Source organism: Pseudomonas sp. GM80 (genome assembly GCF_000282515.1).
GTDB lineage: Bacteria > Pseudomonadota > Gammaproteobacteria > Pseudomonadales > Pseudomonadaceae > Aquipseudomonas.
This window is the reverse complement of record NZ_AKJD01000145.1, coordinates 1-11,998: the sequence shown is the minus strand read 5'-3', so window position 1 is coordinate 11,998 and position 11,998 is coordinate 1. Positions and strand designations below refer to the sequence as shown.

At 60.9% G+C, this 11,998-nt stretch carries 8 protein-coding genes; 1 reads left to right on the top strand and 7 read right to left on the bottom strand.

All coding sequences use genetic code 11. The features are described from left to right. Positions 1-127 precede the first annotated feature (127 nt). From PMI37_RS20025 to pilG, 7 genes are all read right to left on the bottom strand, one after another. Positions 128-493, bottom strand: a complete 366-nt coding sequence (locus PMI37_RS20025; protein WP_008084312.1) for a DUF6124 family protein — start codon at positions 491-493, stop codon at positions 128-130. Positions 494-1,026: 533 nt separating this feature from the next. Continuing rightward, positions 1,027-1,497 carry a chemotaxis protein CheW gene (locus PMI37_RS20020; protein WP_008084311.1) on the bottom strand — a complete coding sequence of 157 codons (471 nt, stop codon included), beginning with the start codon at positions 1,495-1,497 and terminating at the stop codon, positions 1,027-1,029. Next, the gene (locus tag PMI37_RS20015; RefSeq protein WP_008084309.1) at positions 1,490-7,387 is read right to left on the bottom strand and encodes an Hpt domain-containing protein; all 5,898 of its coding nucleotides are present in this window, start codon (positions 7,385-7,387) and stop codon (positions 1,490-1,492) included. Before PMI37_RS20015 ends, PMI37_RS20020 begins: the two co-directional genes overlap by 8 nt. 11 nt (positions 7,388-7,398) lie before the next feature. Further along, on the bottom strand, positions 7,399-9,459 hold the full coding sequence (locus PMI37_RS20010; protein WP_008084308.1) for a methyl-accepting chemotaxis protein: 2,061 nt from the start codon (positions 9,457-9,459) through the stop codon (positions 7,399-7,401). A 260-nt stretch (positions 9,460-9,719) separates the two neighbouring features. Continuing rightward, entirely contained in the window at positions 9,720-10,259 is a 540-nt protein-coding gene (locus PMI37_RS20005) for a chemotaxis protein CheW (protein WP_007913675.1), read from the bottom strand. A 10-nt stretch (positions 10,260-10,269) separates the two neighbouring features. Then, entirely contained in the window at positions 10,270-10,635 is a 366-nt protein-coding gene (pilH, locus tag PMI37_RS20000) for a twitching motility response regulator PilH (protein WP_008084306.1), read from the bottom strand. A gap of 60 nt (positions 10,636-10,695) precedes the next feature. Next, positions 10,696-11,100, bottom strand: coding sequence for a twitching motility response regulator PilG (pilG, locus tag PMI37_RS19995; protein ID WP_007913673.1), 405 nt, complete (start codon positions 11,098-11,100; stop codon positions 10,696-10,698). A gap of 225 nt (positions 11,101-11,325) precedes the next feature. Here pilG and gshB point away from each other — a divergent pair. Then, on the top strand, positions 11,326-11,998 hold a 673-nt coding region (gene gshB, locus PMI37_RS19990; RefSeq protein ID WP_008084302.1), incomplete at its 3' end, for a glutathione synthase.

The following is an 11,998-nucleotide window of genomic DNA, read 5'->3' as shown; positions in this document are numbered from 1 at the left end:
GCTGCGATCTTTTGATCTTCAGGATCAACATCAAGAGATCGCAGCGTGCCGCAGCTCCTACAGGGGACGTATTCCAACTGTAGGAGTGAGCCTGCTCGCGATGGCGTCGCATGGGTCGACGCATTAATCAGTCAGTCGGCACCAATCTGTCCAACACGCGATTGACAGCCATTTCCGCCACCATCACCACCTGCGCAATACCTTGCAGGGTCTTGCGGTGCGTGCCTTCAACCATGGCTGCGTGATTGTTGAGCATCACCGTGGCCGAGCCGAGGGTTTCGCTGGCGTCGGTCAGCAGGGATTCGGTGTCTGCATTCGGGTTGGCCATGTACAGCGTATTCGGGGTGTAGGGCGTGGCCATGAGGTCGGCGTTGGTCGGGCCGAGGTAATGGTCGAGGGCGCGTTCGGCGGCTTCGTGGAATTTCTTCGAATCGGGGGATTCGTAGGGAGATGCCGGGTCGGTGGACGGCGGGTTAGGCGTTACTTTGAACATGGATGACTTTCCTCTGATGAGGCTGCGACCATCCCGCTGCTAAACGATAGGGAGGCAGCTGTGCGCAAGTTAGCAGACCGGTAGTCACCCAAACCCGGCGCACCCGAAGGTGCCATGCGCACAGCCACCATCAAGTGCAGGCGATTGCCTGACTGGATGAGACTCGTACGACCGGACAACTAGCCGGGCTGCTAAACCCGATCACTGGGAATCAGTGACCCAATCCACGTTACGCAGCCAGCCCAAAGCGCACAAGCCGGCGGATTCTGGTACATGCGTAGGCAGCGGCGCAAGGATTTGTAGGCTAGGGAGCCGTAACACCGGGTGTCTTTAAACAGATGTGCCGGAAAGTGTTTAAGGCATGACAGAAATCGGGGATTTGCCTGTAGGAATTTGGTCATGTTGCTGGCCCCATCGCTGGCAAGCCAGCTCCCACAGTGTCCGAGTTGTATTCGAATTTTGTGCACCACACAAAAACCTGTGGGAGCTGGCTTGCCAGCGATCAGGCCAGTCAGAGCAACACGAATTCTGCATCAGTGGACCAGCCCAGCCTCCACCAACAACTGCTCCAGCCCAAGCAAATCCGGCACCTTCGCCACCTGCTCCCCGACCTGCACCGCCGCCTGCTCCAACGCACACAACGGCACATCGACATAACTCAACTGACTGTCGAGCTTGTAAGAGCGCGGAATCCCCTGCACCAGCAGCGCAATGAACTTCAACTCCGGCAATCCACCCAGCGCATTAAGAATCACGATCCGCGCGCGTTCGCCAATGACGATTTTCTGCCCGCACGCCGACTCAAAACTCAGCAACGGAATCTGCCGCTCGCGCCACTTCACTCGCCCCAGATACCACGGCGGCGTGTCCAGATCGAAGGCGCTGGCCTGATAATCGATCAATTCAGCAACAGCGACGTTAGGCAGGATCAAATTGCGATCCGCCAGCGGCAGCAATAGCCCGGTCAGCTGACTGGTGCGCTGATTATGCCGGCGTTCATGCATGTTTCTTGCTCCACTGGGCAATGCTTTCAAGCAGCACCGACTCTTGATACGGCTTGCCGAGGTAGTCGTTGACGCCGATAGCCATGGCGCGGTCGCGGTGTTTCTGGCCGGTGCGTGAGGTGATCATGATGATCGGCAGGTGTTGCAGGCGTTCGTCGTTGCGCACCTGGGTAGCGACTTCGAAGCCGTCCATGCGCGGCATTTCGATGTCGAGCAGCATCAGGTCGGGCATGTGCTCTTCGAGCAGCAGCATGGCGTCGACACCGTCCTTGGCGGTCAGCACGTTCATGCCGTGACGTTCGAGCAAGCGGCTGGTGACCTTGCGCACGGTGACCGAGTCGTCGACTACCATCACCAGTAGCGGCTTGTGCGGTTCGCTGTCGATCTCCGGCAGCGTTGGTGTCTGCGCAATCCGTGCCTGCATCGCCCGAATCGGCGCGAGCAAATCAAGAATCAGCACCACCCGGCCATCGCCAAGAATCGTCGCCCCGGACACGCCCTGCACCGCCGCGAATTGCGCACCGAGGCTCTTGACCACGATCTCCCGCGTACCGGCCATGGTGTCGACCTGCACGGCGATGCGCCGGTCGTTGTAATGCACCAGCAGCACCGGCAACGGCAGGTTCTGCCCCAGCAGTTTCGGTCGTGGCGCGGTTTTCAGCAGTTCGCCGAGGTAGCACAGCTCATAGGTCTGGCCGCCGTATTGGTAGCGCGGTGGATCAACGCGGAAGTGCGCTTCCAGGTCATTCGGCAACACGCGAACAATGCCTTCGATGGTGTTCAGCGGAATCGCGTATTGATCCTCGCCACACTGCACCATCAGCGCACGGTTGACCGACACCGTAAACGGCAGACGAATGCGGAAATGCACGCCCTGCCCCGGCACCGAATCGATACTCATGCTGCCGCCGAGCTGCCGCACCTCTTCGTGCACCACGTCCATGCCGACGCCGCGCCCGGAAATCTGCGTGATCTTTTCCGCTGTGGAAAACCCCGGTTGAAGGATGAACTGCAACACGTCGCGGTCGCTGATCTCTGCCTCCGGCGCGAGCATGCCGCGCTTGATTGCCTTCTTGCGCACGGCTTCCAGAGGCACCCCGGCACCGTCGTCGCGAATATCGAAAACGATGTCGCCGCCCTCGCGGGACAGGTCGAGGCTGATCTGCCCTTGCGCCGGTTTACCCGCCGCCAGCCGCACTTCGGCGGACTCCAGACCGTGGTCGACGGCGTTGCGCAGCATGTGTTCCAGCGGCGCCGCCATACGCTCCAGTACGTTGCGATCCATCTCGCCTTCAGCGTTGCCGACGACAAACGCGACGTCTTTATTCAGCTCTTCAGCGACTTGGCGAACGATGCGTTTCAGGCGCGGCAACATGCGCTCGAACGGCACCATGCGCGTACGCATCAGGCCTTCCTGCAATTCGGTGTTGATGCGGCCCTGTTGCTGCAACAGGTTCTCGGCGTCGTGGTTACGGTGGTCGAGGGTTTCCTTGAGGTCGAGCAAGTCGGATGCCGATTCGAACAGCGCCCGCGACAGTTGCTGCAACTGCGAATGGCGGTCCATTTCCAGCGGGTCGAATTCTTCGTAACCGAGGCGTTCGGCGTCGACTTGTTGGCGGCTGAGAATCCGCCCCTGGGTTTCGGTGTCGAGACGGCGCAGCTGATCGCGCATGCGTTCGATGGTGGTTTCCATCTCCTTCAGGGCGATCTGCGCGTCGTTGACCTGCTGCTCGATACGGCCACGGAAGATCGAGGTTTCCCCGGCCAGATTGACCAGCTCATCGAGCAGTTCGGCGGAGACTTTGACCATGTCCGCGCCAGCCTCGGCAGCCGGCGGTGCCGCGTCAGTCTTGACCTGCACAGATGGCACTGGCGGCTTTTCTACCGTTACCGGATGACTGAAATTCTGGATCGCATTGATCAACCGATCCGCCGGCGGGCACGGTTGCCCGGCGCGCACGCCATCGAGCATTTGCGCCAAACGATCATGCCCACGCTGCACCAGCGCAAACAGTTCCGCCGACGGCTGCAAAGCGCCGCTGGAAAGACTTTCGTAAAGGTATTCCAGCTCATGCGCGAGGTCGCCGATCGGGCCGATTTCGACCATCCGCGCGCCACCCTTGAGCGTGTGCAGATCGCGCAGCAGGGTTTCCACTTCCTGACGATTGCCCGGCTCGGCCTGCCAGCGCAGCAGCGCGGCGCCGGAATTTTCGATGATGTCGAAACCTTCTTCGAGGAAGATTTCCAGCAGCTCCGGGTCGTGACCGGCGCTGTCGTGCTCGGTTATTGCTGGCGGCGTTTCGGCAACGTTTTGGCCTTGGCGGACCTGTCGGATCGTTTCGATCAGCTCCTGTGCCGGCGTCAGCGGCTGATGGTTTTGCAACTGATCAAGCAACAGCGCCAAGCGGTCATGGCTCTTGAGCAGCAAGCGTCCCAAGATTTCGCTGTAGCTGTAGCGACGATCGACCAGACCTTCGTAAAGGCTTTCCAGCTCCTGGGCCAGATCGCCGATGGCCTCGACTTCGGCCATCCGCGCGCCACCCTTGAGCGTATGCAAATCGCGCTGCAACGAGGACAGCGGCGCAACGTTGTCCGGGTCGCTCAGCCAGCGCTGCAAGGCTTGGCCTGAGCTGTCGAGAATGTCCACGGCCTCTTCAAGGAAGATCTCGACAATCTCGTCATCGGGTTCAAGCGCCGTTGCCTTTTGCTGCAACTCAGCGGTGGCGCTGCCCAGTTCACGGATGCTCAGGGTGCGGCTGCCATCGCTGCGAATCAGGCCCATCGACGACGGGTCGAGGCTTTCATCGAGCAGATCATGCAGGGCACGAATCCGCTCTGGCTGCGGCGTGACTTCCTGACCCGCCGCCAGTTCGTCGAGCATGTTGATCAGCGCTTCGTGAGCGTTTTGCGCTTCCTGGAAAAACCGTTCACTGACCGCCAGGCTGCTTTCTTCCACCGCGCCATAGAGGTCGAGCAAGGCTTCACACAGCACGTCGACCGGCAGCAGATCGGCCATGTGCGCGCCTTCGCCGAGGGTGGTCAGCTCATCCAGCAAGGCGCTGAGTTCCTGACGCTCGCCGGGGTGTTGCTGCCAGCGCTGCAACAGGCTTTCGGCGTCGAGCAGGATATCCATGCCCTGGGCGAGGAAGTTATTGATCAGTTGCGGATCGCGCTTGATCCGCAGGCCGGTGTGCGGCGCATCGAGGATCGACGCCAGGCGCTCGGCGAGCAGGGTTTCCGAGCGTTTGATCAGCGACTGCGCACCGACAATCGGCGCCAGCGGATCATGCTTGAGTTGACGCAGGCCGACGCGGAACAGGCCCTCGGCTTCAAGTAGCAACTCCACTTCGTCGAGGTCCAGCGGCAACTGGTGCGCCTTGAACTCGCGGGCCAGTTGATCGAGCGGTGCCGCGAGTTCGGCAATCGGCAATACGCCGGCCATCGACGCACTGCCCTTGAGCGTGTGCAGGGCGCGCTGCAATTCATCGCTGGCCTGTAGCGGCACATGCTCGGCGGCTTGATCGAGAAAGCGATTGAGGCTGGCGAGGTGGGTCTCGGCTTCTTTGCGGAAGATTTCCAGCAGCAGCGGATCGAGCGCCGCGACATCGTCGACGTCTTCGGCAGCCAGCGGTTCGTCCCCCTTGGCCAAGGCGTGAGCACGGGCAGCGAGTTGATCGACATCGCTGCGCTGCCGTTGGCTGTTGGTGGCGAATTCGCTGATCAGTTCGGGCAGCAACAGCACGGTGTCGGTCAGCACTTGCTGCACCACCGAGCCCGGCTCGACACTTTGTTCGAGCACACGGTTGAGCAGGTTTTCCACCGACCACGCCAGTTCACCGAGAATCAGCGCGCGAACCATGCGCCCGCTGCCCTTGAGGGTGTGAAAGGCGCGTCGCAGTTCTGTCAGCGCATCGCGATCCTGCGAATTGGCGATCCAGCGCGGCAAGTATTCGTGGAGGACTTCGAGCACCTCGTCGGTCTCTTCGAGGAACACTTCGCGCAGCTCATCGTCGACCGGTTCTTCATCGGCCGGCGGCGGCATCAGGCTGCCGGGCGTGCTCAATGCCGGCGGGTTGAGCGCTGACACCGGGCTGGCCAGAACGTCGGCCAGCGACTGCACGATCTCAGGATCGTCGAGCGCTTGCATGTCCTGCATCACCAGCGCTTCGCTGGGGCTGAGCACGTCTTCGAGCACCGGCACGTGCGGCTCATTTGGAAAAAAACCCAGACTGGCGAGGGACTTCTGCGCGACGTCCAGCAATTGTTCGCCCGCTGCCTGTGGGTCATCGCTCAAGCGTTCGAGGTAATACTCAAGGCTGCTGATGACATCGGCCAGATGATCGAGTTGCTCCCAACCCGGCTCGTGCGGGTCGAGCAGCAAATGTTCGCGGATAAACCCGTTGCACGCTTCGACCAGACTCGCCGCCCGGCTGAGCGGAATCATCGCCAGCGCACCGCGCACCTGAGTCAGCAGCGCCGGCAACGGTTGCAGGTGCTGGCGATCCCAATCGGCGTCGATGTAGTCGACGATCATGTCCTTGGCCTGTTGCAGACAGATGCGTGCTTCCTTGATCACGATCTGATGAATCTGCGTCAGGTCGGTGGTCGGCAGGCGCGCGTCTTCCGGACTTTCCGGCTCGACGGTGCCGACCATGCCGGCCAGCGTCGCTTCGACGTAGAGCAAGGCGCCGGCGACATCCATCAGGATTGCGTCGTTCGGTTCGCGCTGGCCCTGGGCAAGGCTGAGCACCACGGCCAATTGATCGATGATGACTTTGCGCGGCTGGCCGAAACCGAGCACGGCGAGGGTGTCGGCGATCTGCCGCAACGGCGCCAGCAAACTCTCCAGATCCGAGGTGTGCTGACGGTCGCTGCGCACGAACAGGTCGAGGCGTTCCTTGACCCGCACCAGTTCTTCGCACAAGGCCGCCAGCACCGAACGCATCGCATCGCGGTCGGGGCCGGCCAGGCGCGCGCGCTCTTCGTCGACCATCGCGCTGTCGGGCAACGCGTCGTCCAGCGAGTAGCGATCTTTCATGGTCAGCATCTGCCCGGTGGGATGTTCGGCTTTGGCAATATAGAACAACAGGCTTTTCAGCAGCTCCGCCGGTGCCGGCTGATTGAGGCCGGACAGACCTTGTTCGAGCAGGCGCTTGAGCTCTTTGTCGGCGTCCTTGAACAGGCTACGCAGCGCCGGGCTGTTGGCGATCACGCCTTCGCGCATGCCTTCGACCAGCGCCGAAGCGACCTGCCAAAGTGGGCTCAGGGGTGAATCGCCGCTCAGCGCTTCGAGGCGAGTAAAGACTTTCGCCAGATAGTCGAGATGCGTCTGGTCATCCTGTTCACGGAGCAAACCGACCAAAGCCATTTGCAGCATCTGGCGTAATTTGCGTAGCACGTTCGGCAACTCTGCTGGCTCTAGCAGTGCCAGCGCATCAGCGCTCAAGGGCGGCAGTTCGGGCAGTTGCGGGCTGAACAGGCTGGTTTCCGAGAGCAGGCTTTCGCCCCGGGCGCTGCGCAGATCGTTGATCAGCGGCAGCACCACCAACGGCAGATCTCGGCGGGCGCTCTGCACGCGGTCAAGGTAGATCGGCAATTGCCCAAGGGCTTGCAGCAACAAGTGCAGCGCTTCGTCGCGGTGGCTGACGCGCTCGTGCTGCAGGGCTTCGACCAGATGTTCCATCTCTTCGGCGAGCAACGCTGCGCCGTAGAACTCGACCATCTGCAGGCTGCCGTGCACCTGATGGATGTAATCCAGGCACTCGTCCAGCCCGGGAAAGGCCTGCGGATCATCGAGCACGGCTTCAATCGCCTGATGCGCCTGCTTCAGCGTTTCGGCAATTTCGCCCTTGACCCATTCGAGGGCCACATAGTCGTGCCGATCACCCATAACCGCTCCGATCACACTTTATCCGTCGCCGGCGCGGACGCTGCCGGCAAGGTGAATCCGGACACCGAACGGCGCAACTGGCTGGCCATTTTCGCCAGGTTGCCGATGCTTTCGGCGGTGGCCGTGGAGCCGGACGACGTCTGCGAAGTGATCTGCTGGATCACGTTCATCGTCAGCGAGATCTGCCCGGCCGACGAGGTCTGCTGCTGCGCCGCGTTGGAGATGCTTTGAATCAGCGCCGCAAGGGTCTTCGACACGCCTTCGATTTCTTCCAGGGCCACACCGGCATCCTGCGCCAGTCGCGCGCCGCGCACCACTTCGGTGGTGGTTTGCTCCATCGAGATGACGGCTTCGTTGGTGTCTGTCTGGATCGCCCGCACCAGGGTTTCGATCTGCCGAGTGGCGGCGGACGAGCGCTCGGCGAGGCGCTGCACTTCGTCGGCGACCACAGCAAAACCGCGCCCGGCATCACCGGCCATCGACGCCTGGATCGCCGCGTTGAGGGCAAGGATGTTGGTCTGGTCGGCGATGTCGTCGATCAGGCTGACGATGTCGCCGATTTCCTGCGACGACTCACCGAGACGCTTGATGCGTTTGGCGGTGTCCTGAATCTGTTCGCGAATGTTGTCCATGCCGTGGATGGTGTTGTGCACCACCTCGTTGCCCTTGTTGGCAATTTCCACGGAACGCTCGGCTACCGCCGAAGACTCGGCAGCGTTGGCAGAAACCTGATCGATGGACTCGGCCATGTCGCTGATTGCGGTTGAGGCTTCGGAAATCTGCTGGGCCTGATGCTCCGAGGCTTGCGCCAGGTGCATCGCAGTGGCCTGGGTTTCCTGCACCGCAGCAGCGACCTGGCCGGCGGTGAGGTTGATGGTCGCGACCAGATCACGCAGTTGGTCGACGGAGTAATTGATCGAGTCGGCGATGGTGCCGGTGAAGTCCTCAGTCACCGAGGCGGTCACGGTGAGGTCACCGTCGGCGAGATCTTCGATTTCGTCGAGCAGACGCATGATCGCGTTCTGGTTGCGCTCGTTCTTCTCGGCGGTTTCGCGTAACTGGCGATTGGTTTCCCGAACCATCACCAGACCGATGAGGATGATCGACGCCAGCGCCAGCAAACCAAGGACATAGCCGCCGATGGTGTCGGTGTTGCGCCCGCCGGCAAGGTTCTCGAAACCGGTGGCCAGGTGCGAGGCTTCGTCGAGCAGGGTTTGCGAGAGGCTGAAGATGTTGCTGGCCGACTCGCGAACCTTGAACAGCTCGGGCGAGGTTTCGAGGATTTCATCGACGGAGCCGGAGACAAACTGGAACAGCTCGGAGATTTCACTCAAACGGGCACGGGCGTCGCGGTCTTCGACCTGGCTGATTTTCAGCGCCGGGTTGCCTTGCAGCATGCCGTTGAGCACTTGGCCGAAACGCGTGGCGTCGCGGCCAAAGGCGTCGGCGGCTTGCTGCGAGTTTTCGTCGCCGGCAAGCACGGTGTTGACCGCGCCGAGGATGCGCTCAGCCAGCAGCGATTGACGCTGGGCCATCGCCACTTGTGCCGCCGGAGCACCGCGCTGGAGGAGGATTTCGACGACTTTTTCGTATTCGATCTGCAACTGCGGCACGGTTTCGGCAAGGGTCGCGGCGACCTGATGCAGCGACAGCACAGTCTGTTCGCTGGAGAGAATCGCGTCGGTGTTTTTCAGCAGGCGTTCCCAGTCGAGCTGCACGGCGCGCATTTCCGGGCGCACGGTGGCGGGGGCTGGAGGCAGGCCGGTGACCGGGTCGCCCTTCTTCAGGTAACCCCAGCGCTGGGCGAAATCGTTGCGCGCATCGCTGAGCAACTTGAACGCGGCCGCCTTGCCGGCGGCGGCTTCGGTGGCGTTCTTGGCGATGCGTTGCGAGAGCACGCGCAGCTCACCGGCGTGGCCGATGTACTGTTTGTCGTAGTTCGCCTGGGTGTTGAGGTAAGCGAAGTTGGCGAACAGCAGCATGATGAACACGATCAGTGCGATGAACAGCACGATGATCTGCGAGCGACTGCGCGATCCTTCCGCCGGCTTGCCTGTTTTTGCTTTTATCATCGGTCCTCGCCTGTTTGAAGCTCATCGAACAACCTGTGGGAGTCAGCCTTGTGAAGTGGAGCTTTTGTGGCGAGGGGATTTATCCCCGTTCGGCTGCGAAGCAGTCGCAAAATTCTGCATGCGCTGACGATGGTCAGGCGTTGCAGATTTGGGGCCGCTGCGCGACCCAACGGGGATAAATCCCCTCGCCACAGGTTTCCCTTGCCACAGAATCCCACCATTGCATGGCCCATTCCCACATGGGTTCTCTGTTGTTTCGACTAGATTGCGACGCTCATGAACACCGGGGATTTCGCCAGGGCAAACAGGCTGAATACCCGCCAGTTCTGCTCGCGCCGAAAATAGCCTTTGACGAACTCGGCCTTGGAGCCCTGGCGCTTGCTGATCGAGATCGGTTCGAAGCTGTCCTGCTCGAAATGCTGCAGACCAATAACTTCATCGACCATCAAACCGGCAAACACATCGCCATGCTCGACCACCAACACTCGCCGCTGTTTACGCAACGGCGACAGTTCATGCCCGAAGAAACCACACAAATCCATGATCGGCAGCAGCCGCCCACGCAGGTTAGCCACCCCTTTGACCCATGGCTTGACCCCGGGCAACTGAGTGAAGCGCGGCTCGTGCAGCACTTCGCTGACTTCACCCATGGGCGCCACATACCAGTGTTCGCCAAGGCGAAAGCCGATGCCGCTCCAGCGATCCTGGCGCGCCGGTTGCGACGGCAAATCTGCCGCCAGCAAGCGGCAGCGCTGGTCGATTTGCCAGAGCAGTTCGAACGCGGTCAGCGATTCGCTCATGGTTGCGCGATCAGCCTTTGAGTACGTTGTTCAGGGTCTTGATCAGGGTGTCTTCGTCGACCGGTTTGGTCAGGTAGTCCTTGGCGCCCTGACGGGTGCCCCAGACCTTGTCGGTTTCCTGATCCTTGGTGGTGATGATGATCACCGGGATGTGGCTGGTCTCGGCATCCTTGGTCAACTGACGGGTCGCCTGAAAACCGTTGAGGCCGGGCATGACGATGTCCATCAATACCGCGTCGGGTTTTTCCTGACGGGCCAGGGCCACGCCGTCGGCGCCGTTTTCGGCCTTGAGCACTTCATGGCCGTGCTTTTCGAGCATGCCGGTGAGTTTGTACATTTCAGTCGGCGAATCATCGACGATCAGGATACGTGCCATGGTTTTCCCCATTTTTCTTGTCGACGCCCGGCCCGCTGGCCGAGCGTCTCTGTACGTGTCTTACTGCGGCAAAACGGCGGCAAAGCCCGGAACGTGGGCCTGGATCGCGTTGAGCAGTTCTTCCTTGCTGAAAGGCTTGGTCAAAAATTGATCGGAACCGACAATCCGCCCCTTGGCCTTGTCGAACAGCCCGTCACGCGATGACAGCATGATCACCGGCGTGGCCTTGAACGCGCTGTTGTTCTTGATTAAAGCGCAGGTCTGATAACCATCCAGACGCGGCATCATGATGTCGACAAAAATGATCCCGGGATGGTTGTCGGCGATCTTCGCCAAAGCGTCGAAACCGTCGATCGCCGTAATCACTTCGCACCCGACATTCTTCAACAATGTTTCGGCGGTGCGACGAATCGTTTTCGAGTCGTCGATCACCATGACCTTCAAGGCGCTGGACTGCTGTTCCATAAGAGGGCTCTACCGTCGCCTTTGCGAATCAAATTGTCCGTTTTGCGATGAGTAATGGCTGGAAACCCTTGATGCTCAAGGGCCAGCACGGCTTGGCAGCCTTTTTAGCACAGTCTCCAGATGCAATCTATCGACGGGTTTTTCCTTGACCGAAAACCCGCCCGGCGCCACTCTGGCGGCACTTTTTCAATACCGATCCGGTAGCCAATTTTCGAGGAAAACCCAATGAGCGTTCGCGTCGGGATTGTCATGGACCCTATCGCCAGCATCTCCTATAAAAAGGATAGCTCGCTGGCCATGCTGCTGGCCGCGCAGAAGCGTGGCTGGGAACTGTTCTATATGGAACAGCGCGACCTGTATCAGGGCGAAGGTCAGGCACGGGCGCGCATGAAGCCGCTGAAAGTCTTCGCCAACCCGGAAAAATGGTTCGAACTGGACGCCGAGCAGGACAACCTGCTGAGCGATCTGGACGTGATCCTGATGCGCAAGGATCCGCCGTTCGACATGGAGTTCGTCTACTCCACCTACTTGCTCGAACAGGCCGAAACCGCTGGCGTGCTGGTGGTGAACAAGCCGCAGAGCCTGCGCGACTGCAATGAAAAGCTGTTCGCCACGCTGTTCCCGCAGTGCACGCCGCCGACCATCGTCAGCCGCCGCGCCGACGTGCTGCGTGAGTTCGCCGCGAAACACGGCGACGTGATCCTCAAGCCGCTGGACGGCATGGGCGGCACCTCGATCTTCCGTCACCGTGCGGGCGATCCGAACCTGTCGGTAATTCTGGAAACCCTGACCGCCCTCGGTGGCCAGCAGATCATGGGCCAGGCTTACCTGCCGGCGATCAAGGACGGCGACAAACGCATCCTGATGATCGACGGCGAGCCGGTGGATTACTGCCTGG

What these genes read in the sequence shown, in the direction of transcription:
- PMI37_RS20020 (WP_008084311.1), bottom strand. Translation starts at nt 1,497, where the DNA reads ATGCATGAACGCCGGCATAATCAGCGCACCAGTCAGCTGACCGGGCTA.
- pilG (WP_007913673.1), bottom strand. Translation starts at nt 11,100, where the DNA reads ATGGAACAGCAGTCCAGCGCCTTGAAGGTCATGGTGATCGACGACTCG.
- PMI37_RS20005 (WP_007913675.1), bottom strand. Translation starts at nt 10,259, where the DNA reads ATGAGCGAATCGCTGACCGCGTTCGAACTGCTCTGGCAAATCGACCAG.
- pilH (WP_008084306.1), bottom strand. Translation starts at nt 10,635, where the DNA reads ATGGCACGTATCCTGATCGTCGATGATTCGCCGACTGAAATGTACAAA.
- PMI37_RS20010 (WP_008084308.1), bottom strand. Translation starts at nt 9,459, where the DNA reads ATGATAAAAGCAAAAACAGGCAAGCCGGCGGAAGGATCGCGCAGTCGC.
- PMI37_RS20025 (WP_008084312.1), bottom strand. Translation starts at nt 493, where the DNA reads ATGTTCAAAGTAACGCCTAACCCGCCGTCCACCGACCCGGCATCTCCC.
- PMI37_RS20015 (WP_008084309.1), bottom strand. Translation starts at nt 7,387, where the DNA reads ATGGGTGATCGGCACGACTATGTGGCCCTCGAATGGGTCAAGGGCGAA.